Origin of the sequence: Pseudomonas sp. LFS074 (assembly GCF_047978165.1) — a bacterium.
Classification (GTDB): Bacteria; Pseudomonadota; Gammaproteobacteria; order Pseudomonadales; family Pseudomonadaceae; genus Aquipseudomonas; species Aquipseudomonas putida_P.
In genome coordinates this window covers 3,819,238-3,845,342 of the sequence record NZ_JBFPFV010000001.1, presented here as the reverse complement: position 1 = coordinate 3,845,342, position 26,105 = coordinate 3,819,238, and the positions used below count along the sequence as shown (strand labels likewise).

Here is a 26,105-nt window from a genome sequence, read left to right as displayed (position 1 = left end):
TAACTAACTTTAGGGTGAGCTCGGTCCCGCAGGGGCCCCGACTGCTATTTCCCGAGCGACCCAACTTTTGAACGCCTCCGCTACCGGCGAGGGGTGCATCATGCCTGATTGAGCCAGCACCACTTTTTGCGGTGATACGGCTTCCAGCAATGGCCGGCACAACAGCGGTGTGCCGTCATAACAGTGATCCCCAGCAGGCCGGGTGCATGAAAGCGCAACCCCATAGCCATGGGCGACCAGGCCACGTTGCATCTCGAAGGTCTGGGTATATTGCTGTGTACGCGGTTGCAGGTTATGCGCCCAAAACAGTGAAAGGAAATACTCGCGGGTTTGCGCGATATCCTCAAGAATCAAACACTCTTGCGCCAGTTCATGCAGCGGTATCGCGGCCAGGTGGGCGAGCCGATGGTCAGTGGCGATGAGCGCGTAGGGTTTCAATTCGGCCAACACCTGACGCGGCAGCGAGGGATCGAGGCCTATGTCATAGGTAAGCGCAAGCTCGGCTTTACCGGCGCTCAGATGGCGGTGCACGCCTGCCAGGTCGGTCTCGAACAGTGTTACCTCGACTTCGGGATACTGCTTGCGAAAGCTCGACAGCAGCCTGGGCGCGTAATAAGGGCCCAAGTCTTGAAAGCAGATAAGCGACAAGTTGCCGCGAAGTGAGCCTTGCACCGTATCCGCTTTTTGATTCATGGCGATGGCCATGCCAATGATGTCGCGTGCCTGGGCGAGCAAGCGCGTGCCCGCTGAGGTCAGCTCCAGCCCACGGCTGACCTGGCGCCGGAACAGCCGCTCATTCAGCGCCTCTTCAAGCTGAGCAATGGCAACCGACACCGAGGGCTGTGAAACGTGCCGGGCTCTCGCTGCAGCGCTGATGCTGCCATGTTCGGCCACGGCCACGAAGTACTCGAGCTGCCTGAAAGAGAACCCTATCATTTTTTCCTATACTCAAAATTAGGAAATATATTCTTTTCCTATTGGTGCCAAAAAGCAATACTCGCTGTGCACCTTGCTTATTTCTCTTGAAAACTTGCGTGCGCCTGCCCCAATAAAAAGACTAAAGGGTGCTTTATGAATCAATACGCAGAATTCCAACTGAGCGATGAAACCATCGAGGCTTTTCAGCGTGACGGTGCTGTTTGCGTGCGTAACTTGTTTACGCCGGAAGAAGTTGCACTGCTCGAATCCGGCATTGAACAGAACTTGAAAACCCCAAGCGAGCGCGCCAAGGTGGCGAGTCGTCCTGATGACCCCGGTTGGTTCTTTGAAGACTTCTGTAATTGGGGCGATATCACCGCCTATCGTCAGTTCATCTTCGAGAGCCGGGTAGGGGGTGTTGCAGCCCAACTCATGAACAGCGAGACAGCCCGGCTTTATCACGATCACCTGCTGGTCAAGGAGCCTAATACGCGCCAGCGGACGCCCTGGCATCAGGACCAGCCCTATTACAACATCGATGGGCGCCAGAACTGCAGCATGTGGATGCCAATCGACCCTGTTGCGAGGGAGTCCACCCTCGAATTCGTGGGGGGCTCGCACCTGGGGCCGTGGCTGATGCCGCGCAGCTTTCTCGACAGCCAGGCGCAATGGTTCCCGGAAGGCAGCCTGGCTGACTTGCCGGACATCGAGGCCGATCGCAGTGCCTGGAACATTCTCGGCTGGGAACTCTCCCCAGGCGATGCCGTGTTCTTCCACATGCTGACCTTGCATGCCTCTGGAGGTGTCGGGGGCAATCGTCGGCGTCGTGCCTTCTCGGTGCGTTTCCTGGGTGACGACATTACTCATGCACCGCGCCAGTGGAAAACGTCGCCACAGTTTCCCGGGCTGGAAACGCAACTGGCCAGCGGCGCCAAGATGAACCATGAACTGTTCCCGGTGCTGTGGCCACGGGCTTGATGATTGAAATACTGCGTGCCTGATAAAACCGCGCAACCTGTGCGTTGTGCGGACCTGATAATAAAATCAAGAAGGTATCTATGAACGCTCAATCTTCACACCAGCTGAAGCGGGGTCTGTCTACCCGACATATTCGTTTCATGGCGTTAGGCTCCGCTATTGGCACCGGGCTTTTCTACGGTTCGGCATCGGCAATAAAACTGGCAGGCCCTTCTGTTTTACTTGCCTACCTCATAGGCGGTGCAGCCATTTACATGATGATGCGCGCCCTCGGCGAAATGGCGGTTCATAACCCGGTATCTGGCTCGTTCGGACACTATGCCAGCCAGTATCTAGGTCGTTACTTTGGTTTTCTGACGGGTTGGAGCTACGCGTTCTCGATGTTGGTGGTGTGCCTGGCGGATGTGACCGCGTTTGGTGTCTACATGGGGCTGTGGTTCCCTGAAACACCCGCCTGGATCTGGGTGCTCGGGATCGTCTTCTTTATCGGGGCGCTGAACCTGTGTAGCGTGAAAGTGTTCGGCGAAATGGAGTTTTGGCTGTCGTTGCTGAAGGTGACCGCTATCGTTGCCATGATTGTGGCAGGCGGGGCTGTACTGCTGCTGGGCATCCAGTTGAATGACGATGCGGGCACGGTTGCCGGTATCTCGAACCTGTGGAGCCACGGCGGGTTCTTCCCCAATGGCATCGGTGGGATGATTGCTTCCTTCACTGTCGTCATGTTCGCCTTTGGCGGGGTCGAAATGATCGGCATCACGGCAGGCGAAGCAAGGGACCCAAAGCGCGTGCTGCCAAAGGCGATCAATTCAGTGCCGTTGCGCATCCTCTTGTTCTATATCCTCACCCTGTTGGTACTTATGTCCATTTACCCTTGGACCGGTATTGGCAGCCACGGCAGCCCGTTCGTACAGATCTTCAGTGGCCTGGGCATCAGTTCCGCGGCCACCGTGTTGAACATCGTGGTCATTTCCGCTGCTGTTTCAGCGATCAATAGCGACATTTTCAGTGCCGGGCGAATGATGTACGGCATGGCGCAAAACGGCCAGGCGCCTGCCGGCTTCGCCTCACTGTCGCGTTTCGGCGTGCCGTGGATGACGGTTGCTGTCATGGGTGTCGCACTGCTACTGGGCGTGGTATTGAACTACTTGGTGCCAGAAGGCTTGTTCCTGGTGCTTGCCGCAGTCGTCACCTTCTCCATTGTCTGGGTCTGGTTGATGATTCTGCTGTCGCAAGTGGCCATGCGGCGTGGCATGAGCAAGGAGGAGGTTGCTGCACTGGATTATCGAGTGCCACTGTGGCCAGTAGGGCCCGCTTGCGCGATTGCTTTCATGGTCTTCATTTTTGGCGTTCTTGGTTGGTTCCCAGCCAGCCGCACGGCCATGTACGTCGGGGTAGGCTGGTTGATCCTGCTATCCCTGGGCTATTGGCTTTGGGGCGTGCGTACACCACGCCCGGTGTCTGCCAGCGCTTAGGTGTTGAACCGCTTGCGTCCCGGCAATGGAATGCCGAGATGCCGCGAGCGATGGTGCAGTGTGTGGACCGTTAGAGGGTGGCCACAGGCGACAGATGGCATATGCTGAACACATTGTCCGCCCCAAGGAGCTTCACATGGCCTGGTCCGCCACCCAGTATTCCCTGTTCGAAGACGAACGCACCCGCGCCGTACGCGACCTGCTTGCCGCCATCCCGTCACGCCCGGTGCGCCACGCCACCGACCTGGGCTGCGGCCCTGGCAACTCCACCGAAGTGCTGCTGCAGCGTTACCCCGACGCTCAGGTGACAGCGCTGGACAGCGACCCAGACATGATCGACAAGGCTCGCGAGCGCAAGCGGCTGTGCATCCCGCGGGTACGCACGGTCATCGCCGACATTGCCGGCTGGACGGCCCCCGAGCCGCAGGACCTGATCCTGGCCAATGCCTCGCTGCAATGGCTGCCCGACCACGCCTCGCTGTATCCGCACCTGGTGCGCCAGTTGAGCGAAGGCGCCAGCCTGGCCGTGCAGACGCCAGATAATCTCGACGAACCGGCCCACCGGCAGTTGCGCGAAATCGCCAGCCAAGGCCCCTGGGCGGCCAAGTTCGCTGACTTCCAACTGCCGCCACGGCACAGCGCGGCGTTCTACTACGACCTGCTGAGCCCGCTGTGCGCGCGGGTGGACGTGTGGCGTACCACCTATCACCATCCGTTGGCCGGCGGCGCCGAGGCGGTGGTGGAATGGTTCAAGGGATCGGCATTGCGGCCTTACCTGGCCAGGCTTGATGAGCAGGAGCAGGTCGACTTCCTGCAGATGTACCTGCAGGCCCTGCAGCGCGACTACCCGCCGGCCACCGATGGCAAGGTGCTGTTGCCGTTCCCGCGGTTGTTCGTGATCGCTACCCGCTAGGGTGGCGCCAGCGCCAGGCCACGTAGCTGTAGATGCACAGGTTGAGCAGCAGCACGATGCTGCCCAACAGCAGTTGCACGTGCGGGGTCAGCCCGGTGGGGTAGATCAGCGGCCAGATGTAGTGCTCGACGAAACCCCCTTGGTAGCCTGCGTCACCGGCGGCACTGCGCATGCGGTTTTCCCAGCCGGTGAGCGGGCAGCCCAGGTGCAGGCATTCCACCGCCAGGCCCCAGGCCAGGGCCGGCAGGTGGATGAGCAGGGCAGGGCGCCACCTGAGCACCAGCAAACCGCCGAACAGCACCAGCAGGATGAAGGCCAGGTGTAGCAGCACCAGGGTGTCGGCGGCCAGGCGGTAGAGCATGGGCGTGGGTTTGTGGGCTGAGGTTATCCCAGCATAGTCGGGTTGCCTGCACTGGCCTCTTCTTCAACCATCTGCAAGAAGGTCGCCACCACGCGTCGTGTGCGCTGCTCGCTCAAGCACACCAACGTCTCGGTCAAATGCCGCTGACAATCCACAATCGGCAACGCACACACTCGCGCATCAGCGCCAAATTCCGCCGCCGACACCACCCCCACGCCAATCCCCACCACCACCGCCTCACGCGCCGCTTCCCGGCCCTCCACCTGTATCGCCGGACGAATCCGCAGCCCCGCCCGTTGCATCTCTTCCTCCAGTGTCTGGCGCGTCACTGAACCAGGCTCACGCAGCACAAGTGGCATGTCATCGAGGTCAGCCAGGCTGATCGACCCACGGCTGGCCCATGGGTGGTTGTGCGAAACAAACGCCACCATCGGGTCGCGGCGCAGCGGTAGGCAATGCAGGCGCTCATCGTCGACATCCCGGCCCAGCAAGGCCAGGTCGGCCTGGTAGCTGAACAACCGGGCCAGCGATTCGTCAGTATTGCCGGTCTCGATTTTCACCTGAATACCTGGGTAACGCTGGCAGAACCGGGCGATCTGCGGCAGCACGTGCACCGGCGCATCCACCGCCAGCACCAGGCTGCCGGTGTGCAGCGCGCGCGAGTCCTGCAGCAGGTCATGGGCTTCGGCCTCGCAGGTGAACAGGCGCTGGCTGATGCCCAGCAGGCGCTCGCCCAGGTCGGTGAGCTGTACCGAGCGCTTGTTGCGGTGGAACAGCAAAACGCCGAAGCGCTCCTCCAGTTTGCGCACCTGGTCCGACACCGCAGGCTGGGTAAGAAACAGCTTTTCCGCTGCACGGGTAAAGCTGCCGTGTACGGCCACCGCGTGGAAAGCCTTGAGTTGTGCGTGGGAAACCGACATGACGACCTCAGTAACAAGCTGGGCTTATGTGTGTAATACGATAAATCGATTTTATTTATCTTAGCGCAACTGTTTCCATGCATGTCAGCCCGACGCTGGCACCACGAATGCCGCCAGGGCCATGGTGCCCACACGGTGCCATCTGACCCGATGACAGCTTTGTCATCGCTGTGCGTAACACAAGAACAAGACAGGCGTTTCTTCACATTCTGCCGGCACACTTGAGCAAGAGGTCAGACTCACATGAATCAATCCCTAGCCGCGTTCAAACGCTGGCGCATCCAGATTTTCGCTATCACCTGGCTGGCCTACGCCGCCTTCTACTTCACCCGCAAAGCCTTCTCGGTGGCCAAGCTGGGCATCGCCGAAGACCCAAGCTTCATGCTCGACAAGGCCGCCATGGCCAACCTCGACGCCATCTACCTGGCCGCCTATGCCGTAGGCCAGTTCACCTGGGGCATGCTTGCTGACCGCTTCGGCCCACGCGTGGTGGTACTCGGTGGGTTGCTGATTTCTGCGGCGGCGGCGGTGGTGATGGGCAGTTACGCCACCTTCCCGATCTTCGCCACCTGCATGCTGGTGCAGGGCCTGGCGCAGTCCACCGGTTGGGCAGGGTTATGCAAGAACATCGGCAGCTTCTTCCCGGCCTCGCAGCGCGGGCGGGTGCTGGGGCTGTGGAGTTCCTGCTATGCCTTCGGCGGCCTGGTGGCCTCGCCATTCGCCGGCTGGTGGGCCTATACCCTGGTCGGCACCTGGCATGCGGCGTTCTTCTCCAGCGCAGCCGTGGTGGCGCTGGTGGCGGTGCTGTTCTTCTTCTTGCAGCGCAACAAACCTGAAGACGTCGGCCTGCCGGCGGTGGAGCCCGAGCCGCAGAGCATGGCCCCCGCCGACAACCTGTGCAGTGTGTGGGCGCCACTGAGGGAGATCATGCGCAACCGCACGGTGTTGACCCTGGGCCTGGCGTACTTCCTGCTCAAGCCTGCGCGCTACGCCATCCTGCTGTGGGGCCCGGTGATCGTCTTCGAGCAGATGCCCTCGGTGGGCAAGGTGGGCGCGGCAATCATCCCGACCGCCTTCGAGCTGGCCGGGCTGCTTGGCCCGATCATGATCGGCCTGGCCTCCGACAAACTGTTCGGCGCCCGGCGCATGCCGGCCTGCGTGATCAGCCTGGTGCTGCTGACCGTGACCCTGGCGGCGTTCATGGCGGCCATGCACACCGGCAGTGTGATCCTGGTGGTGGCTTTGCTGTTTGTCATGGGCCTGACCCTGTACGGGCCGGACTCGATGATCAGCGGCGCGGCGGCCATCGACTTCGGCACCGCCAAGGCCGGCGCCACCGCGGCCGGCTTCGTCAATGGCTGCGGTTCGGTGGGGGCGGTGTTGGGCGGGCTGCTGCCGGGTTACTTCGACGGCGTCACGGTGTTCATCGTGTTCGCCGGCTGTGCACTGTTCTCCGCGCTGGTGTTGCTGCCGCATTGGAACAGCCGCCCAGCCACCAGCGCGCAAAGCAATGACGTGGCACCGAACACCAGCATGGCAATCAAGCCACTGCGTACCTAAAGGAAAGCGAGCGAATGAGACCCTTCTGGCTGCAACAGGCCCTGGAATCGACGCAGGAGGCGGTGTGCCCGTCACTGCAAGGCGATGCCCGTTGCGATGTGTGCATCGTGGGCGGCGGCTACACCGGCCTATGGACGGCACTGATGCTCAAGGAAGCGGTGCCGGCCCTGGATATCGTGTTGATCGAGGCCGACATCTGCGGCGCCGGTGCCAGTGGCCGCAATGGTGGTTGCGCCTTGTCCTGGTCGGCCAAGTACTTCACCCTCGAACGCTTGTTCGGGGTGGCCGAGGCGGTACGCCTGGTGCGTGAGTCGGAGCGCAGCATCGGCGACATTGGCGCGTTCTGCGCAGCCAATGGCATCGACTGCGACTACCGCCTGGACGGCACGCTGTACACGGCCACCAATGCAGCCCAGGTGGGTGCCACCGATGCCGTCATCGCCGCGCTGGAACAAAAGGGTATCAACTCGTTCCGCCGCCTGCCGCTGGAGCAGGTGCAGCGCCTGGCAGGTTCTGCGCGGCATCTGGAAGGCTGGTTCTCGCCGGCCGCCGCCACCGTGCAGCCGGGCAAGCTGGTGCGTGGCTTGCGCCGGGTGGCCTTGCAGCGTGGCGTGCGTATCTTTGAGGGTACCGCCATGACTGGCCTGGAGCATGGCGCCCCGGTGCAGGTGCGCACGGCCCATGGCACGCTGCGCGCCGACCGCGTGGTGTTGGGCCTCAATGCCTGGATGGCGCGGGCCTTCCCGCAGTTCGAGCGCAGCGTGGCGATTGTCTCCAGCGACATGGTGATTACCGAACCGTGCCCCGAGCTGTTGAGCCAGATCGGCCTGGACAGCGGTATCAGCGTGCTCGACTCGCGTATTTTCGTGCACTACTACCACAACACCGCCGATGGCCGGCTGATGCTCGGCAAGGGCGGCAACACGTTCGCCTACGGCGGGCGCATGTTGCCGGTGTTCGACCAGCCGTCGCCGTACCGCCCCTTGCTGCGCGAAAGCCTTGGCGGGTTTTTCCCGGCCTTGGCCGAGGTGCCACTGGCGGCCAGCTGGAACGGGCCGTCGGACCGCTCGGTGACCGGTTTGCCGTTCTTTGGTCGCTTGGACGGGCAGGGCAACGTGTTCTACGGCTTTGGTTACTCCGGCAGCGGCGTTGGCCCGTGCCATATGGGCGGGCAGATTCTTTCGTCGCTGGCGCTGGGGCTGGACAACCCGTGGACCCGCTCGCCACTGGTCAAAGGGCCGCTGGGCCTGTTCCCGCCCGAGCCGATCCGCTACCTGGGCTCACTGCTGGTGCGCAATGCCATTCGCCGCAAGGAGCACGCCGAAGATCGCGGTTTGCGCCCGCGCCGGTTGGATGTGCGGTTGGCGCGGTTTGCGGCGGCGGCGGGCAAGGCCGATAAAGGCTGATGAGATTTCTTGTCGATCCCATGCCTGAGGGCGTATAAAATGCACCCACTTTTGGCCGGTCGCTTCCTGAACCGGTCGCTGAAACAAGAGAGTCGACATGGGCGCACAGTGGAAAGCCAAACATAGAGAAACAGCAGCCAATGCCAAAGGCAAGATCATGGGCAAGCTGTCCAAGGAAATCCAGATCGCTGCCAAGTCGGGTGCCGATCCCGACATGAACCCGCGCCTGCGCCTGGCCATCGTGCAAGCCAAGAAGGCTTCGATGACCCGCGAGACCCTGGACCGGGCAATTCGCAAGGGTGCTGGCCTGGACGGCGATGCCGTGCAGTACCATGCGGTGAGCTATGAAGGCTTCGCACCGCATCAGGTACCGCTGATCGTCGAGTGCCTGACCGACAACATCAACCGTACCGTCGCGCAAATCCGTGTGCTGTTCCGCAAGGGCCAACTGGGCGCCAGCGGTTCGGTAGCGTGGGACTTCAACCATGTAGGCCTGATCGAAGCCACCCCTGCAAGCGCTGACGCTGATCCGGAAATGGCCGCCATCGAAGCCGGTGCCCAGGACTTCGAGGAAGGTGAAGAAGAGGGCTCGACCCTGTTCATCACCGACACCACCGACCTGGACGCAGTGCAGAAGGCGCTGCCGGAACAGGGCTTCACCGTCACCTCGGCAAAAATCGGCTACACCCCGAAAAACCCGGTAAGCGCAGCCAGCCTGAGTGCTGAAGCACTGGCTGAGGTTGAAGCGTTCCTCGAGGCGATCGACGAGAACGATGACGTGCAGAACGTGTACGTTGGTCTGACTGACTGATCTGCGTAACGGGGCCGCTTTACGGCCCATCGCGACACAAGGCCGCTCCCACACAGGTTATGCATTCCCCTATGGGTGCGGCCTTGTGTCGCGAAACGAGGGCAAAGCCCTCGCCTGCGGTCTGGAGCCGAACCCTCGATGAACCCCACCTTCGCCTCCCTAAGCCTCGCCCACCTGCGTACCCTCGACCACCTGCTGCAGCTGAAAAACCTCAGCCACGCTGCCGAGCGCCTGGGTGTCAGCCAGTCGGCCCTGAGCCGGCAGCTAGCCCACCTGCGCGAAGCCTTCGACGACCCGTTACTGGTGCGCCAAGGCCGCGGCTACGTACTCAGCGAACACGCCGAAGCGCTGGTTGAACCGCTGCGCCAGGTCCTCGAAGAACTTCACGCTCTGCGCCAGCCCGCAGTGTTCGACCCGGCACGCTGCGAGCGGCGCTTCTGCCTGGCGGCCTCTGACTATGTAGCCGAACACATGCTGCCGTTGCTGGTGGCGGCGCTGGAGCGTGAAGCACCAGGCGTATCGCTGGAGTACCGCACTTGGCAGGCTGGCCAGTATGCCTTGCTGGCCAGTGGCGAAATCGACCTGGCTACCACCTTGTTCGACGAGTCGCCACCCAACCTGCATGGGCGCTTGCTGGGTGAAGACCGCGCCGTGTGCCTGATGCGCCACGACCACCCGCTGGCAGCGCATGCTGCACTCAGCCAGGCCGACTACCTGGTGCACAAGCATGTGCGCATTTCCGGCGGTGGCGACAAGGACAGCTTCATCGACCGCCACCTGCGTGCACAGGGGGTGCAGCGGCGGGTCAGCCTGGAAGTGCCGTTCTTTTCCGCCACCGTGAAAGTCATTGCCAACAGCCAGGCCGTGGCCACGGTTCCCGAGCACATCGCCCGGCAGTTATGCCGTTTGCATGACCTGGCCTGGCGGCCGCTTGGCTTCATCGACCACAGCCAGCGCTACTGGGTGGTGTGGCACCAAAGGCTGCAGGCTTCGGCCGAGCACCGCTGGTTCCGCAACCGCGTGTTCGAGCTGTGGCGCCAGTCGCAGTTCGGCGTGCAAGGCGGGCATGCGGGTTCGCCATAGCAGGTATGCACAACGCGGGGTTATTCGGTTGGGCACGGGTGCCTAGACTGGGTGGCAGTGGATCACCCAAAGGAGCCCCCACGTGACCCCCGAACAATTCCGCCAATACGGCCACCAACTGATCGACCTGATCGCCGACTATCGCCAAACCGTCGGCGAACGCCCGGTCATGGCCCAGGTCGAACCTGGCTACCTCAAGGCCGCTTTGCCCGCAGCCGCGCCCCAGCAAGGCGAACCCTTCGAGGCCATCCTCGACGACGTCAACCAGCTGGTGATGCCTGGCCTGTCTCATTGGCAGCACCCGGATTTCTACGGTTACTTTCCCTCCAACGGCACTCTGTCCTCGGTACTGGGGGACTTCCTCAGCACCGGCCTGGGTGTGCTGGGCCTGTCATGGCAATCCAGCCCGGCCCTGAGCGAACTGGAAGAAACCACCCTCGACTGGCTGCGCCAACTGCTTGGCTTGTCTGGACAATGGAGCGGGGTCATCCAGGACACCGCTTCGACCAGCACGCTGGTAGCGCTTATCAGCGCCCGTGAACGCGCCACCGATTACGCCTTGGTACGCGGTGGCCTGCAGGCTGAAGCCAAGCCTTTGATCGTGTATGTCAGCGCCCATGCCCACAGCTCGGTGGACAAGGCCGCGCTGCTGGCCGGTTTTGGCCGCGACAACATCCGGCTTATCCCCACTGACGAGCGTTACGCGCTGCGCCCCGAGGCGTTGCAGGCGGCGATCGAGCAAGACCTGGCCGCCGGTAACCAGCCATGCGCCGTAGTTGCCACCACCGGCACCACGACGACCACTGCCCTCGACCCGTTGCGCCCGATCGGCGAAATTGCCCAGGCCCATGGCCTGTGGCTGCATGTTGACTCGGCCATGGCAGGTTCGGCGATGATTCTGCCCGAGTGCCGCTGGATGTGGGACGGCATCGAGTTGGCCGACTCGGTGGTGGTCAATGCCCACAAGTGGCTGGGTGTGGCCTTCGATTGCTCGATCTATTACGTCCGTGACCCGCAGCACCTGATCCGGGTCATGAGCACCAACCCCAGCTACCTGCAGTCGGCGGTGGACGGCGAGGTGAAGAACCTGCGTGACTGGGGGATCCCGTTGGGCCGTCGGTTCCGCGCCCTGAAGCTGTGGTTCATGCTGCGCAGCGAGGGCGTTGACGCGTTGCAGGCGCGGCTGCGGCGTGACCTGGACAATGCCCAGTGGTTGGCAGGGCAGGTGGGGGCTAAAGCAGAGTGGGAAGTGCTGGCGCCGGTGCAATTGCAGACCTTGTGCATTCGCCATCGGCCGGCGGGGCTGGAAGGGGAAGCGCTGGATGCGCATACCAAGGGTTGGGCCGAGCGGTTGAATGCGTCTGGGGATGCGTATGTGACGCCGGCGACGCTGGATGGGCGGTGGATGGTGCGGGTGTCGGTTGGTGCGTTGCCGACTGAGCGGGGGGATGTCGAGCGGCTCTGGGCGCGCTTGCAGGAAGTGGTTGAAGGCTGACAATGCCGGGGCCGCAATGCGGCCCCGGCGGTCTATCAGTGGCTCACTGCCTGAAAGCTGCCTTTACGGCTAGCTTCATACGCTTCCTTCTCCATCGGCTTGGCCGCTGGGTTACCCAGGTCTTCCATCGCCAGGCGGTGGGTTTCCGGGGCAATGTAGGCCGCCAAGGCGCACACGCAGGTGATGAAGAACGCCAGGCTACCGACTACCAGCGGGATATTGTCCGAGCCAGGCGGGGCAACCAGTGCGAACAGCGCCGGCAGCATGGCAGTCAGCATGGTGCCGATGTTCTGCGCGATGGCCATGGCCGAAACGCGGTAGCGGGTGTGGAACAGTTCTGGGTAGAAGCTTGGGAACACCGCGTTGTAACCCTGATACACCATGCCCCACATCACGATCGAGGCGGCGAACGCCATTGGCACGTTCTGGATGCTGATTGCATACAGGTAGACGAAGGCCAGCAGACCAGAGCCCAGGCAGCCGGCGATCATGGTCGGGCGACGGCCGATCTTGTCCGACAGGTTACCCACGAACGGGATCACCAGCACCGCGACGATGTTGCCCACTACCGGGATCCACAGGTACACGCTCTTGTCGAAACCGATGCCATACGCCGGCTGCACCGCGTAGGCGGCACCGAAGATGGTGGCCACGACCGGGATCACGTTCATCAGCGCCATGAACATCACCAGCACCATGTGCTTCCAGCTGTGGCGGAAAGCTTCGCTGATTGGCGACTTGGCAACCTTGTCCTGTTTCTCTTCTTTCACGAACGCCGGGGTTTCGTGCACTTCCTTACGGATGATGAAGCCGGCAATCAGCACGATGGCGCTCATCAGGAACGGAATGCGCCAGCCCCATTCGGTGAAGGCTTCGCTAGGCATGAAGTAAGCCAGTGGCAGGAACACCGCCGCCGCCAGTACTTGGCCCGCTTGCACGCCCTGCAGGGTGAAGCTGGCGTAATAACCTCTTCGGCCGAATGGCGCGTGCTCCATGATCATGGAACTGGCCCCGGAGATTTCCCCGGCCACGGCAAAGCCCTGGATCAGGCGCAGTACCACCAGCAAGGCCGGTGCGAGATAACCGATGTCGTGGTAGGTGGGCAGCAGGCCTACGGCCATGGTCGACAGGCCCATCAGGAACATGCACAGCAGCAGGACGTTCTTGCGGCCGCGGGTATCACCCCAGTGGCCCAACACGAAGGCGCCGACCGGGCGCGCCAGGTAGCCCACGCCGTACGTGGCCAACGAGGCGATGATGGCCATTTTCGGGTCGGTATTGGGGAAGAAGATCTGCGGGAAAATCAGCGCAGCGGCCTGGGCATAGATGAAGAAGTCGTAGTACTCGAGTGCCGAGCCTATCCATCCACTGGCGGTCGCTTTCTTTGCTTGCGAGCTGGAGTGAGCCATCGTTGTCTCCGTTGTTATTGTTGTTTGCGCAGGTTCCGCCAGAGGTTATGCCAAGGCAGGAGGCAACGGTCGGTGTGCCTGCGTCTGTGGTTCATGTTGACCACGGGCCAGCGGTCTAGCAATTCGCCAAAACGGGTTTTGTGCGATAATCGAACGCAAAACTAACCATTCCGTACAAATGAATTGAAGCGAGGACTTTACCTGCGAATAATCGATCGTGCCATAAACTGTGCCCGTGGTTTCTACCTGACCGGCACCGTAATTTTCTAACAACAAGGAACTCCCGCCATGCAGCGTTCGATCGCTACCGTGTCCTTGAGCGGCACCCTGCCGGAAAAGCTCGAAGCCATCGCCGCCGCCGGTTTTGACGGCGTCGAGATCTTCGAAAACGACTTGCTCTATTACGCTGGCAGCCCGCGCCAGGTGCGTCAGATGTGTGCCGACCTGGGCATTGCCATCACCTTGTTCCAGCCGTTTCGTGATTTTGAAGGTTGCCGCCGCGACCGCCTGCAGAAAAACCTCGACCGCGCCGAGCGCAAGTTCGACCTGATGCAGGAGCTGGGTACCGACTTGGTGCTGGTGTGCAGCAACGTCCAGGCCGATGCCCTGGGTGATGAGCAACTGCTGGTCGACGACTTGCGTCTGTTGGCCGAGCATGCCGGCAAGCGCGGCCTGCGCATTGGTTACGAAGCCCTGGCGTGGGGCCGCCACGTCAACACCTATCAGCAAGTCTGGAACCTGGTGCGCCAGGCTGACCACCCGGCCCTCGGGGTGATCCTTGACAGCTTCCACACCTTGTCGCTGAAGGGCGACCCAAGCGCGATCCGCGATATCCCAGGCGACAAGATCTTCTTCGTGCAAATGGCCGACGCGCCGATCCTGGCCATGGATGTGCTGGAGTGGAGCCGCCATTTCCGCTGCTTCCCAGGGCAGGGCGAAATGGATATGGCCGGCTTCCTCGCGCCGATCCTTGCCACGGGGTACCGTGGGCCGCTGTCGCTGGAAATTTTCAACGACGGCTTCCGCGCCGCGCCGACCCGGCAGAATGCCGCCGACGGTTTGCGTTCGCTGCTGTACCTCGAAGAACAGACCCGCTTGCGCTTGGAGCAGGAACACACGCCGATCGAACCTGGCGTGCTGTTCACCCCGCCGGCGGCCAGTGCCTATGATGGGGTGGAGTTCCTCGAGTTCGCGGTCGACGAAGCCGTCGGCGCGCGCCTGAGCAACTGGCTAAAGCGCCTGGGCTTTGCCGAAGCCGGCAAGCACCGCAGCAAGGACGTTCAACTGTTGCGCCAGGGCGATATCAACATTGTCCTGAACGCCGAACCGTATTCCTTCGGCCACAACTTCTTCGAGGCCCACGGCCCGTCGCTGTGCGCCACCGCGTTGCGGGTCAAGGATCCGCAAGCCGCCTTGAAGCGCGCCACCGCCTTCCGTGGCCAGCCGTTCCGTGGCCTGGTCGGCCCCAACGAGTGCGAAGTACCCGCGGTACGTGCACCGGACGGCAGCCTGCTGTACCTGGTGGAGCAGGGCACTGCTGGCCACACCTTGTACGACACCGATTTCAGCCTGGACAAGAGCGCCACTGCCACTGGCGGCCTGCGCCGCATCGACCATATGGCGCTGGCCCTGCCGGCCGAGTCGCTGGACAGCTGGGTGCTGTTCTACAAGAGCCTGTTCGACTTTGCCGCCGACGATGAAGTGGTGCTGCCCGACCCGTATGGCCTGGTCAAGAGCCGCGCCCTGCGCAGCCAGTGCGGCACCCTGCGCCTGCCGCTGAACATCTCGGAAAACCGCAACACGGCTATTGCCCATGCGCTGTCCAGCTACCGGGGGTCGGGTGTACACCACATCGCCTTCGATTGTGATGACATCTTCCGTGAGGTGGCACGGGCCAAGCTGGCCGGGGTTCCGCTGCTGGAAATCCCGCTCAACTACTACGATGACCTCGCGGCGCGCTTCGATTTCGACGACGAGTTCCTCAGCGAGCTGGCGTACTACAACGTGCTGTATGACCGCGACGCCCAGGGCGGCGAGCTGTTCCACGTGTACACCGAACCGTTCGAAGAGCGTTTCTTCTTCGAAATCATCCAGCGCAAGGGGGGCTATGCCGGTTACGGCGCGGCCAACGTCGCGGTGCGCCTGGCGGCCATGGCCAAGGCCCGTAGCGGCGCGGCGCGCAAGCCGGTCCTCTGACCCCAACGTGTAGGAGCGGCCTTGTGTCGCGATGGGCCGCTAAGCGGCCCCAAAAATTGATGCCGCGACACAGAACCTGGGGCCGCTTAGCGGCCCATCGCGACACAAGGCCGCTCCTACACCGACCGTGTATGCATCAGCGGCGCTCAGCCACCAGCAACAACGACTGCGGAACCGCACTCTGCGGGTGCTGTGGCTCCTGCAGGCTGACTAGCCTCAACCCTGCCATGTCCAGCGCATTCAGCCAGCTGGCCAGGGTACGGAAGTACCACGGCATCGGTTGCCAATCCCCCGCAAAACCGGCAAATGATTCTTCCCGCCAGCCATCCTGATAATCCCCACCGGCCACGCTCCATGGGTGCAACGTCTGGATCACCAGTGCGCCGCCCGGCACCAGCAGGTCATTCATTGCCGCCAGCAGCGGGATGATGTCCTGGTGCAGCAGCGCAAAGTTGGCACAAACGAGGTCATAGCCCTTGCCCACGTAAACCTCGCCCTCGGCCAATTGTGCGTAGCTGGCCAGGTGCACCTCGGCGGCGCCCACAGCACGTGCGGCATCCACCAGAGCCCTGTCACCATCGACGCCCACAGCCTCGATTCCACGGTCGTCCAGCGCGCGCAGCAGCCAGCCCTCGCCACAGCCCAGGTCAAGTACCCGTTCGGGCTGACGGCCGAGGATGGCCAGCAGAATGGCCTGGTCAGTGACTTGCCGGCGGCTTTCGATGGCGCCGCTGCGCACGGCATCGATCCAGGCCTGGGCGTTGTGCTGCCAACTGTCGAGCAGGGTGCTTTCAGGGTCAGACATGGTGGTGTCCCGGTAGTTGAACTTGCGTTGTGTTGAAACGCTACCTTAATATTGAAAACAATTCTCACTTGCGCAAACAGAATCGCCCCCATGAGCGACGTGCTACCTGGCTCCGACAATCACCTGCGCAATGTAGAAGCACTCTACAACGGCCACCAAGGCTGGCTGCATGCCAGATTGCGCAGGCGCCTGGGCAACGCGGTGGATGCAGCCGACCTGGTGCAGGATACCTTCGCGCGCATTCTGGCCTCGAAGACCGTGGTGTTTGACGAGCCACGCGCCTACTTGAGCTGTGTCGCAGGCGGCATCCTTGCCAACTGGTGCCAGCGCAAATCGCTGGAGCGTGCCTACCTCAAGGCCCTTGAACACTTGCCGGAACCCGAGGTGCCTTCGCCCGAGGCCCGCTTGCTGATTCTGGAAACCCTGCACGAGATAGATGCCATGCTCGACACCTTGCCGCCGTTGGTCAGGCGCGCGTTTCTGCTATCCCAGCTGGGCGGCATGAAGTACGCAGCCATTGCCGAACAGCTGGGGGTATCGCTCATCACCATCAAGCGTTACATGAAACAGGCGTTTCTCCAGTGCTTGAGGCTGGTCGACTAGATGGTCGATGTCCAGCGTGCCGGCCCGGCGGATACCGAAGTGCTTGAAGAAGCGGCCGAGTGGTTGATGACCCTGAGTGCCGGTGATGTCACCGAGGCGCAACGGGCCGACTGGTTGGCCTGGCGCAGCAGCAGCCCGGCGCGTGCGCAGGCCTGGCAGCGTGCCGAACGGCTGATGGGCAAGCTGGAAGGTCTACCGCCGGCGCTGTCGATGTCGGCACTCGACCGCCCGGCCGACCCCGGCCGTCGGGCGATGATCAGCCGGGTGGCGTTGCTGCTGGCCGTGCTTCCGGCAGGTTGGGCCAGCTGGAGGCTGACCGACCAACATGGTTGGGCCGCCGACTATCGCTCGAGCGTAGGCGAATGCCGCCAGCTCACCCTGGCCGATGGTACGCAGGTCTACCTCAATACCGACTCTGCAATCGACATCCGCTTCGATGGCAACGAGCGTTTCATTCAACTGCGCCGCGGTGAAATCCTGGTGCAGACTGCGCCCGACATCGTGGTCCCGGCGCGGCCCCTACGGGTGGGAACACGGGAAGGGCGCATGCAAGCCTTGGGTACTCGCTTCAGTGTGCGAGAGCGGGATGGGCGCACCTGGCTGGCCGTTGTCGAAGGGGCCGTTCGCATCGAACCCGCCGGTGGAGGCGCCAATGCAGGCGCCGTTGTCCAGGCCGGCGAGCGGGTCGATTTCAATGCGTACAAGGTCGGCCGGCCCATGCCGGTCGACCTCACTGCAACGGCCTGGACCCAAGGCATGCTGCTGGCAGACAGCATGCGGCTGGACGAATTTGTGGCCGAGCTGGCGCGCTACCAACGGGGCTTCATTCGCTGCGACCCTCGCATTGCCGGCCTGCGCATTTCGGGGGCCTTTCCGGTCAGCGATACCAGGCGCAGCCTGAGCATGCTGGAGTCGACCTATGCCTTGCAGGTCTCCGCGCACATGAATGGCTACTGGACCCTGCTTTCTCCCGCGCAGCCCTGAAATGCAAGGTACAGCAAAAAAAAACGGCTACCTGGGTGATACTTTTTTCAATCTCGGCTGGCAACAGGAATGAACACTTCCATTCCCAGCCAGAAGGACCCGCCTTTCATGCCTGTTGCAAGTCGTCCATTCCGTAAGCGTGCTTTAGCTGTTGCTGTGCGCGGCTCCCTTTTTGGCGCAGTTCTGGTGGCAGGGGTTGGCCAGTTGCTGCCAGCCGTCGCGCAGCCCCTGGACGCGGTGGCCATCCGCACTTACCAGATTGCCCCGGGCCCGCTAGGGCGGGTCTTGTCCAGTTTCGCGCTGGCTTGCGGCGTTGCGCTTTCGTTTGAACCGGCATTGACCGATGGCCTGCACAGCCCCGGGCTTAGCGGCGCCTATTCGGCGCGGGATGGTATCGCCCAGTTGCTTGCCGGCAGCGGCCTTGAGCTGGTGGAGCTGAGTAACGGCAGCTATCAATTGATCCGCCAGCCAAGCAGTGGTGATAGCCTCACGCTGGCCGCTACCACCATCGAAGCCAATGGCATACGCCACGAAACCTTGCCTGAAGCCTACGCCGGGGGGCAGGTTGCGCGGGGTGGGCGGCTAGGCATGCTTGGCAACAAGGACGTGATGGATACGCCTTTCAGCGTTACCAGCTACACCGCAAAAACCCTCGCCGACCTGCAGGCGGTTACCGTGGCCGATGCCCTGGAGCGTGACCCTTCTGTGCGTTCTACCGGGCAAGCGGGTGGCATCGTCGATTCGTTCTTCATTCGCGGGTTCCCGGTGGGTGAAGGCAACCTGGGCGAACTGGCGTTCGATGGTGTGTACGGGGTTGCACCCAATTACCGCGTGTTCACCGAATATGCCGAGCGGGTAGAAGTGCTCAAGGGGCCGGGGGCTTTGATGTACGGTATTTCCCCGAACAGCGGCGTTGGCGGCGTGATCAACATCGTGCCCAAACGCGCGCTCGCCGAGGATTTGACGCGTGTCACCGCCAGCTACAGCTCTGACACCCAGGTGGGTGGCCACCTCGACATCAGCCGCCGTTTCGGGGACCAGCGGCAATGGGGCGTGCGTTTCAACGGCAGCCTCGCCCAGGGCGACACGGCTATCGATGACCAGCAGCGTGCCTTGGACATTGGCGCCATCGCCCTGGACTATCAAGGTGAGCGCTTGCGCCTGAACCTAGACTTCATCAGCCAGAAAGAGCGTTGGGATGCCGCCTCGCGGCCCTTCACCGTAGCGCCTGGCTTCGGTGTGCCCTCTGCCGCCAGTGGTCGAACCAACCTGCCGCAGGACTGGGGCTGGTCGAATACCCGCGAACAATCAGCGTTGCTGGGTGGAGAATATGACATCAGTGACTCACTGACGGTGTTTGCACATGCCGGTGGCGGCAGGGCAGATGTGGCGCGGATGTCCGACCAAGTACCGAAAATTCTCAATGCGGCGGGCGACACCAGCAACACCCCCGGTTACTACAAGTTCAACGTCGATCGTTCCACCGCCGATGTGGGGCTGCGTGCGCTGTTTGAAACCGGAGCGGTCAATCATACGGTAACGGCCATGGCTACCCGCTACCAGGATGAGCTGTCACGCGGCATCAACTTCGGCAAGGAGATCGTTTCGAACATCTATCACCCGGTGGATGTGCCCAAGCAATACATCGCTGCGCCGAAGGTGAGCCGGGTGTCTGAGTCCGAGCTGACCGGCGTTGCCCTGACAGACACCTTGTCGGTACTCGACGACCGCGTGCAATTGACGCTGGGGGTGCGCCGGCAGGAAATCGAGTCGCGCAACTACACAGCGGGGGTGTTCACCACGCGCTACAACGACAGTGCAATTACCCCCGTCGTAGGCGTGGTGGTCAAGCCGTGGGAAAACGTCGCGCTTTACTACAACTATGTCGAAGGCTTGAGCAAAGGCGATATCGCACCGGACACGGCAACCAATGGCGGTGATGCCTTTGCACCCTACAAGACCAAGCAGCACGAGCTGGGCGTGAAGTACGAACACAACACGTTCATGACCACAGTTTCGGTGTTCCAGATAGAAAAACCTAGCGGTGAGCTTGGCGCCGACCGCCGCTTCTCGGTCCAGGCCCAGCAACGTAACCGCGGTATCGAGCTGAGCATGTTCGGTGAGGTTGCACCGGGCACCCGGTTGCTGGGCGGCGTGACGGTGTTGGACGGCAAGCTGACGGATTCGGCAACCCCCGCCAACAAGGGTAACGAAGCGGTCGGCGTGCCGGACGTGCAGGCCAACCTGTGGGCGGAGTGGGATACACCTTGGGCTGAGGGCGTCACGCTGACCGGTGGTGCTATCTATACCGACAGCCAGTACATCGACCAGGCCAATACCCAGGCACTCGATGCCTGGACACGGTTCGACGTTGGGGCGCGCTATGCCACCCGGATCGATGGCCGCCCTACAACATTCCGGGCAACGGTGCAGAACGTGTTCGACCGCGAGTATTGGTCGGGCGTAGCTTCGTACGGCGCGATATCGCCGGGTTACCCGAGGGCGTTGCAGTTGTCGGCCACGGTAGACTTCTGATGCAGGCCCGGTGCCAAAGCGCAGGGGGTATCGTTACCCGGTCGCTGTGTGTTTTCGCTTGACCCGGTACATATCCCCGTCGGCATGGCGCAGCAGCATGTCGGCATCGTGGCCATCTTCAGGGAAGCACGCCACGCCGATGCTGCAGGAGGGCGCGTCGATGCCGGACAACTCCATGCCGAGTGGCTCGGCCATGGCTGCGAGAATACGGGCTACCTGCTCGGCGATGGCCTCTGGCGATGGGCAGTCGGTCAACAGCACGGTGAACTCGTCACCGCCCATGCGCGCCACCGTATCGGTTTCACTTACGCAACCTTCCAGCCGCCGTGCAAGCGTGCACAGCACCCGGTCACCCACAGCATGCCCGTGCACATCGTTGATTTCCTTGAAGTCGTTGATGTCCAGAAACAGCAACGCCAGCGTGTGATCGTGTCGCCGTGCCGTGGCAAGGGCGGTGTCCAGGCGTTCATTGAACATGGCCCGGTTGGCCAGCCGGGTCAGCGGGTCGTGATGGGCGAGGAAGCGCAGTTCATCTTCGGCCTGGCGCAAGGCGGTCACATCCCGCGCCACACCGATACGCGCTTGAGCCTCTTCGGACCAGCTGGCTGCCCACAGGATGTGCACGACGCCGCCGTCCTTGCGTACATAGCGGTTGCGGAAGTCGTAGTGCGCCTGGCCGTTCATCACCCGCACAATAGAGGCGCGCGTGGCTGCAAGGTCGTCAGGGTGCATGTAGTCGGTGATCGGTGTGCCAACCAGTTCGCAGGCTTTGTAGCCCAGCAACACTTCGCAGGCATCGCTGACGAAGACGATCTGGTTGTCCCTGTCGACCACGAACACCGTATCCAGCATCAGGTGGATCAGCCTGGGGTACAAGGCTTGCAGGTCTACGGGCATGGTTCAGGACGTCCGCGGCAGGGTGACCGATCATAGCGCGAAGAAATGCGTCGCAGCTATGGGAAGTCAGCGTCAGTTGCTCACCATGAGTTCCGGCCCCAGGTAGCTGTTGACCTGTTCGATATCGTCATCCCCGAGGCTGCCCACCGAGGAGGCTAGGCGCAACCGTGACATCAGGTAGTTCAACTTGGCCTCGAACAGATCATGGCGGGCGTCATACAGCAGTTCCTCGGCGTTGAGCACGTCCGAATTGGTGCTGGTGCCGCCTTCCTTGAAGCCCTTGCGGGTCGAAGTCAGCGAGCGTTCGTTGGAGGCCACGGCCTTTTCCAGCGCATGAACGCGCAAGGCGCCACTCTGCACGCCACGGTACTCGCGGGTGGTGTCGGAAATCACCTCCTGGCGCGTTGCGTCGAGTTCGTCCAGGGCTTTGGAACTGTTGGCGCTGGCCTGACGGGTCAGGGCGCTCGTACTGCCGCCGCTGTACAGCGGAATGTTCAGCTCCAGCCCGATCGAGCTGTAGTGGTTGCGCTGGTTCAACTCGGATATCGACTGGCTGCTGCCAGCGGTATAGCCCGCCACGAAATCCAGGGTGGGGTAGTGCCCGGCGCGGGCGCGGTTGACTTCTTCTTCGGCCAGCTCGTAGTTGTGCCGGCGCGCATGAATCAGCGGGCTGTCGGCCTGGGCTTTCACCAGCCAGTCCTGCAGGTTGCCCGGCATCAGCGGCGGGGTGGCGAAGCCTGGCTGCAAAGTGGTCAGCGACTGCGGGGTTTCGCCAATGTATTCCTCCAGCTTGCGCCGGGCGTTGATCAGGTTGTCCTGGGCCTCGATCAGGTCGGCTTCGGCGAGGTCACGGCGGGCCACCGATTCGTCGACATCGGTGATGGTGCCGGCCCCCAGCTCCTTGCGCCGCTTTGCCGAGGCCAGTTGCTCTTCGAAGGCGTTCAACTTGGCCTTGGCCAGGGTGATGGTTTCGCTGGCCAGCAGCACATCGAAGTAGGCGTCGGCCAGGCGCACGGCGGCGTCCTGGCTCTTGGCATCGAACACCGCCACGCTATAGTCGGCCCGTTGCTGGCCCTGGCGGTACTCGGCCATCTTCTGCTTGTTAAACAGCGGCTGGCGCAGGCGCACGTTGGCGCCTTTGGAGTCGTAGTCCAGGTCGTTGTCCTGGCCATTCTGGCGCTGGCTGCCATTGACCCTGTTGAAGTAGGCCGCTGCGTTGATCTGCGGCAGCAGGCCCGCCTCACCGATGGCGCGGTTCTCGCCGCCGGCTTGTTTCTCATGCACCGCGGCGCGGTAGATCGGGCCCTGGTATTGCAACAGGTCCCAGGCTTCCTTCAGGTCCATGGCACTGGCCTGAACGGCCACCCCCAACAGGCACAACAGCAGGCATGGGCGTTTCATGTCATTGCTCCTTGAACGCGGCGTCTACGCGTTCGAGCATGGGTTTGAGCAGGTAGCTGAGCAGGTTGCGTTCGCCGGTCTTGATGGTGACGGTGGCGGGCATGCCGGGGCGAATATGGTTGCTGCCCAGCAGCCCCATGCCGGTTGGCGTCACTTCCACCTGGGCCAGGTAGAACGGCTGCTTGCTTTCTTCGTCGAGCAGGCGGTCGGCGGAAATGGTCTTCACCCGCCCCGGAATGTTCGGCGTCTGAGCATGGTTGAAGGCCGGGAAGGCGATGTCTACGGCCAGGCCTGGCACCATCTTGTCGATGGCCTGTACCGGGATCATCGCATCGACCTGCAGCGGCTGGTCGAGCGGCACCACTTCCATGATCTTGGCACCTGGCTGGATAATGCCGCCGACCGTGGCGATGCTCAGGCCCTGGACCATGCCGTCGATGGGCGAGCGGATCACCGTGTGGGTCACTTCATAGTCCAGCGCGCGCAACCGGTCGGCCAGGGTGGTGTTTTCCTTGGCGGTGTCGGTCAGTTGCGATTCCACTTCCTTCAGGTAGTCGTGCTGGCGTTGCAGCATGCGCAGCTTGATTTCGGTGGCCTGGCTACGCGCCCGGGCAATGTTGTTGAGGTTTTCGGCCTGGCCTGCGGCCAGGTCGGCATTGCTGCGCTCCAGCTCCAGCAGGCGGTTGCGCGGCACATAGCCTTCGGCGGCGAGTACGCGGGTGCCTTGCAGTTCCTGGTTGAGGAAGCCGATCTGCGAGGCGCGGGCGCCGTATACCTGCTGCAGGCCCTTGAGTTGCACCGCCGAGGCCGTGAGGTTTTCTTCGAGGATGCTCAATTCACCGGCGAGCCCGGCGCGGCGGGTGTCGAGCAGCCGCTGCTGCAGGTCCATGGCTGCCAGCAAGCGTGGGTCACTGCCATAGTGTTCGAGCAGGGCGGGGTCGAACGTGACGCTGTCGCGGCCGTCGCGTTCGGCTTCCAGGCGGTTTTCCACGGTTTTGCTGACGATGTACTGGGCGCTGAGCGCGCCTTGTTCGGCCACCGCGCGCAGGGCATCGAGGCGCACCACTTCCTGGCCTTTTTTCACCACATCGCCTTCGCGCACCAGGATCGCCTCGACCGTGCCGCCGCTCAGGTGTTGTACCGCCTTGCGGTTGCTGGTGACCTTGACCGTGCCGGTGGCGACCACCCCGGCATCCAGTGGCGCCAGGCAAGACCACAGCAGAAAGCCGCCAAAGCCGGCAATGACCATCCATACGCCCCAGCGTGCCGGACGCCCTGCATCCAGGTCGATCAGGTTGTTGGCTTCGGCGGGGATCAATTCGGCGTGCTGAATGATCTGCATGATCGGTTACTCCCGTACTTTCACCGAAGCCAGCGGGGCGGCCGCGGTCGCCGGAATCACCGCAGCCTTGCGCAAGGCTGCGAATACTTCGTCGCGGCTGCCGAGCATGTGCACTCCACCGTCGCGCAGCATCAGTATCTGGTCCACCGCGCACAGCACGTTAGGCCGGTGGGAGATGAGGACCACCGTGGCCCCGCGCGTCTTGAGTTCGGCCAGGGCATCGACCAGGGCCTTTTCGCCGACGTCATCAAGGTTGGCGTTTGGCTCGTCCAGCACTACCAGGTTAGGCTCGCCGTACAATGCGCGGGCCAGGGCGATGCGTTGCTTCTGGCCACCGGACAGCGGGCTGCCGTCGGCGGCCAGGCGGGTGTCGTAGCCCTGCGGGAAACGCAGGATCATGTCATGCACGCCACTGCTGCGGGCAGCACGGATCACCGCGTTGCTGTCCACCTCGGCAAAGCGTGCGATGTTTTCGGCGATGGTGCCTTCGAACAGCTCCACGTCCTGTGGCAGGTAGCCCAGCCACGGGCCCAGTTCGGCCTTGTTCCAGTTGAAGATGTCGGCACCGTCCAGGCGCACCTTGCCGGCCTGGGTCGGCCACACCCCCACCAGCAGGCGGGCAAGGGTGGATTTGCCCGAGGCCGAGGGGCCAATGATGCCCAGGCTGTCGCCCGGGGCCAGGCTGAAGCTCACCCCGCGCACGATGCTGGTGCTGCTGCCGGGGGCGCCAGCGATCACATTTTCCACGGCCAGCATGCCCATCGGGCGCTGCAGGGACATGCTCGGTGGCCGTTGCGGGTAGTCCTGCAGCAGGTCGTTGAGCCGGCCCCAGGCCAGGCGGCAGCCCAGCAGTTGCTTCCAGGACGCGATCACCTGCTCCACCGGGCCCAATGCGCGGCCGGTCAGGATCGAGCAGGCGATCATCATGCCGGGGGTGATCTTGCCCTCGATCGCCAGCAGTGCGCCGGTGCCAAGAATCAGTGACTGCAAGGTGATACGCACGAAGCGCCCGGTGCTGCTGATAAGCGCCGCGCGGTCGGAGGCCAGGGTCTGCATCTGCAGGATGCGCAAGTGGCCCTGGTACCAGCGCTTGCCGATTGCCGGCAGCATGCCCATGGCCTCGATCACTTCAGCGTTGCGCAAGTTGTTGTTGGCGTAGCTGGCCGACGACATGGCCGCCTGGTTGGCTTCGGCCAAGGGCTTTTGCGTGGCTTTTTCCGTGAGGTAGGCCAGGCCGACCAGAATCAGCGAGCCGATTGTCGTCACCAGCCCAAGCCACGGGTGGATCAGGTAACAGACCAGCAGGTAGATCGGCGTCCAGGGCGCATCGAAGAAGGCGAACAGGCCGTTGCCAGTAAGAAATTGGCGCACCTGCGCCAAGTCCTGCAGTGCCTGGGCCGGGTTCCCGCCGGCGCGGTTCAGGTTGCGCTCGAAGGCGGCGCTGAAAAGGCGCCGGTTGAGGTTCATGTCCAGGCAGTTACCGACCCGGATCAGCACCCGGGTGCGGACCATCTCCAGCGCCGACATCAGCAGGAACAGCCCTACCACCAGCAGGGTAAGCATGGCCAAGGTCGTGACATTGCGGCTCACCAGGGCGCGGTCGTACACCTGCAGCATGTAAATGGCTGGCGTCAACATCATGACGTTGATCACGCCGCTGAAGGCGGCCAGGGCGTAAAAGCTGCGACGCAAGCGAAACAACACGTCGGCCAGCTCGGAGCGGGTGCGCGGTGGCTTAGGCATCGGAGGCCTCCCTTTATCGCTAAGCGGGAAGCCCTTGCGGCCCCCGTACAACGGTAGTTGTGGCTTCTTGGTCGGCGCGCAGACGGGTCGCTCTCAGGGCGAATAGTCCAAATCGCTGCGTTGCTCCCACATGCTGGAGCGTAGGTTGCAACGAAACATTCGGTAATATCTTTTTGCTCTATAAATACTTTGAACTTTTCATAAGTGCCCTGAAAACAGTTAGTTGCATCGCATTATCATCGGTGAGCGATATTTTTGACGGGATATTGACAA

21 protein-coding genes are annotated in these 26,105 nt (G+C 62.6%); 12 read left to right on the top strand and 9 right to left on the bottom strand.

What is annotated here, in order from left to right:
* Positions 1-9: 9 nt before the first annotated feature.
* A complete protein-coding gene (locus tag ACNQP3_RS17390) occupies positions 10-936 on the bottom strand; it encodes a LysR family transcriptional regulator (RefSeq protein ID WP_012272995.1) in 927 nt (308 codons plus the stop codon).
* 135 nt (positions 937-1,071) lie between these two features.
* Between ACNQP3_RS17390 and ACNQP3_RS17385 the strand changes: the two genes are divergently transcribed.
* The 3 genes from ACNQP3_RS17385 to tam all read left to right on the top strand — a co-directional run bounded on the left by ACNQP3_RS17385 (position 1,072) and on the right by tam (position 4,281).
* Positions 1,072-1,896 (top strand): phytanoyl-CoA dioxygenase family protein, encoded by an 825-nt coding sequence (locus tag ACNQP3_RS17385; protein ID WP_012272994.1) that lies wholly within the window; start codon positions 1,072-1,074, stop codon positions 1,894-1,896.
* Between the two features lie 80 nt (positions 1,897-1,976).
* Positions 1,977-3,368, top strand: coding sequence for an amino acid permease (locus tag ACNQP3_RS17380; protein WP_012272993.1), 1,392 nt, complete (start codon positions 1,977-1,979; stop codon positions 3,366-3,368).
* A 136-nt stretch (positions 3,369-3,504) separates the two neighbouring features.
* Entirely contained in the window at positions 3,505-4,281 is a 777-nt protein-coding gene (gene tam / locus ACNQP3_RS17375) for a trans-aconitate 2-methyltransferase (RefSeq protein WP_012272992.1), read from the top strand.
* Here the strand turns inward: tam and ACNQP3_RS17370 are convergent.
* Both ACNQP3_RS17370 and ACNQP3_RS17365 read right to left on the bottom strand, forming a co-directional pair.
* On the bottom strand, positions 4,271-4,642 hold the full coding sequence (locus ACNQP3_RS17370) for a DUF2784 domain-containing protein (protein ID WP_264316281.1): 372 nt from the start codon (positions 4,640-4,642) through the stop codon (positions 4,271-4,273). The two genes, tam and ACNQP3_RS17370, sit on opposite strands and share 11 nt — an antisense overlap.
* A 23-nt stretch (positions 4,643-4,665) precedes the next feature.
* Positions 4,666-5,562: a LysR substrate-binding domain-containing protein gene (locus ACNQP3_RS17365; RefSeq protein ID WP_264316280.1), complete on the bottom strand. Its 897-nt coding sequence runs from the start codon at positions 5,560-5,562 to the stop codon at positions 4,666-4,668.
* Positions 5,563-5,805: 243 nt separating this feature from the next.
* On the opposite strand from ACNQP3_RS17365, the gene ACNQP3_RS17360 reads away from it, so the two are divergent.
* The 5 genes from ACNQP3_RS17360 (at position 5,806) to ACNQP3_RS17340 (ending at position 11,917) form a co-directional block, all read left to right on the top strand.
* Positions 5,806-7,122 (top strand): MFS transporter, encoded by a 1,317-nt coding sequence (locus ACNQP3_RS17360; protein WP_060493914.1) that lies wholly within the window; start codon positions 5,806-5,808, stop codon positions 7,120-7,122.
* Between the two features lie 14 nt (positions 7,123-7,136).
* Positions 7,137-8,528: an FAD-dependent oxidoreductase gene (locus tag ACNQP3_RS17355; protein ID WP_264316279.1), complete on the top strand. Its 1,392-nt coding sequence runs from the start codon at positions 7,137-7,139 to the stop codon at positions 8,526-8,528.
* A gap of 97 nt (positions 8,529-8,625) precedes the next feature.
* Positions 8,626-9,339 carry a YebC/PmpR family DNA-binding transcriptional regulator gene (locus ACNQP3_RS17350; protein WP_012272987.1) on the top strand — a complete coding sequence of 238 codons (714 nt, stop codon included), beginning with the start codon at positions 8,626-8,628 and terminating at the stop codon, positions 9,337-9,339.
* 138 nt (positions 9,340-9,477) lie between these two features.
* Positions 9,478-10,422, top strand: a complete 945-nt coding sequence (locus tag ACNQP3_RS17345) for a LysR family transcriptional regulator (RefSeq protein WP_264316278.1) — start codon at positions 9,478-9,480, stop codon at positions 10,420-10,422.
* Positions 10,423-10,504: 82 nt separating this feature from the next.
* A complete protein-coding gene (locus ACNQP3_RS17340) occupies positions 10,505-11,917 on the top strand; it encodes a DOPA decarboxylase (protein ID WP_060514863.1) in 1,413 nt (470 codons plus the stop codon).
* 35 nt (positions 11,918-11,952) lie between these two features.
* Here ACNQP3_RS17340 and ACNQP3_RS17335 read toward each other — a convergent pair whose 3' ends face one another.
* Complete coding sequence (locus ACNQP3_RS17335) at positions 11,953-13,326, bottom strand: MFS transporter (protein ID WP_012272984.1); 1,374 nt, start codon at positions 13,324-13,326, stop codon at positions 11,953-11,955.
* 288 nt (positions 13,327-13,614) lie between these two features.
* Here ACNQP3_RS17335 and quiC point away from each other — a divergent pair, with 288 nt between their 5' ends.
* Positions 13,615-15,522 carry a 3-dehydroshikimate dehydratase QuiC gene (gene quiC / locus ACNQP3_RS17330; protein WP_012272983.1) on the top strand — a complete coding sequence of 636 codons (1,908 nt, stop codon included), beginning with the start codon at positions 13,615-13,617 and terminating at the stop codon, positions 15,520-15,522.
* Positions 15,523-15,658: 136 nt separating this feature from the next.
* Here the strand turns inward: quiC and ACNQP3_RS17325 are convergent, their stop codons facing one another.
* Positions 15,659-16,327, bottom strand: coding sequence for a class I SAM-dependent methyltransferase (locus ACNQP3_RS17325; RefSeq protein ID WP_012272982.1), 669 nt, complete (start codon positions 16,325-16,327; stop codon positions 15,659-15,661).
* Between the two features lie 90 nt (positions 16,328-16,417).
* Here ACNQP3_RS17325 and ACNQP3_RS17320 point away from each other — a divergent pair, with 90 nt between their 5' ends.
* The 3 genes from ACNQP3_RS17320 (at position 16,418) to ACNQP3_RS17310 (ending at position 20,449) form a co-directional block, all read left to right on the top strand.
* The gene (locus tag ACNQP3_RS17320; RefSeq protein ID WP_012272981.1) at positions 16,418-16,930 is read left to right on the top strand and encodes a sigma-70 family RNA polymerase sigma factor; all 513 of its coding nucleotides are present in this window, start codon (positions 16,418-16,420) and stop codon (positions 16,928-16,930) included.
* A complete protein-coding gene (locus tag ACNQP3_RS17315; RefSeq protein ID WP_264316277.1) occupies positions 16,931-17,914 on the top strand; it encodes a FecR domain-containing protein in 984 nt (327 codons plus the stop codon).
* A gap of 108 nt (positions 17,915-18,022) precedes the next feature.
* Complete coding sequence (locus tag ACNQP3_RS17310) at positions 18,023-20,449, top strand: TonB-dependent receptor (RefSeq protein ID WP_264316276.1); 2,427 nt, start codon at positions 18,023-18,025, stop codon at positions 20,447-20,449.
* 33 nt (positions 20,450-20,482) lie between these two features.
* Here the strand turns inward: ACNQP3_RS17310 and ACNQP3_RS17305 are convergent, their stop codons facing one another.
* The 4 genes from ACNQP3_RS17305 to ACNQP3_RS17290 all read right to left on the bottom strand — a co-directional run bounded on the left by ACNQP3_RS17305 (position 20,483) and on the right by ACNQP3_RS17290 (position 25,832).
* Positions 20,483-21,346: a sensor domain-containing diguanylate cyclase gene (locus ACNQP3_RS17305; protein WP_012272978.1), complete on the bottom strand. Its 864-nt coding sequence runs from the start codon at positions 21,344-21,346 to the stop codon at positions 20,483-20,485.
* 72 nt (positions 21,347-21,418) lie between these two features.
* Positions 21,419-22,747: a TolC family outer membrane protein gene (locus ACNQP3_RS17300; protein ID WP_012272977.1), complete on the bottom strand. Its 1,329-nt coding sequence runs from the start codon at positions 22,745-22,747 to the stop codon at positions 21,419-21,421.
* 1 nt (position 22,748) lies between these two features.
* Entirely contained in the window at positions 22,749-24,089 is a 1,341-nt protein-coding gene (locus ACNQP3_RS17295; RefSeq protein ID WP_060514859.1) for an HlyD family type I secretion periplasmic adaptor subunit, read from the bottom strand.
* 6 nt (positions 24,090-24,095) lie between these two features.
* The gene (locus tag ACNQP3_RS17290; protein WP_264316275.1) at positions 24,096-25,832 is read right to left on the bottom strand and encodes a type I secretion system permease/ATPase; all 1,737 of its coding nucleotides are present in this window, start codon (positions 25,830-25,832) and stop codon (positions 24,096-24,098) included.
* Between the last annotated feature and the right edge of the window lie 273 nt (positions 25,833-26,105).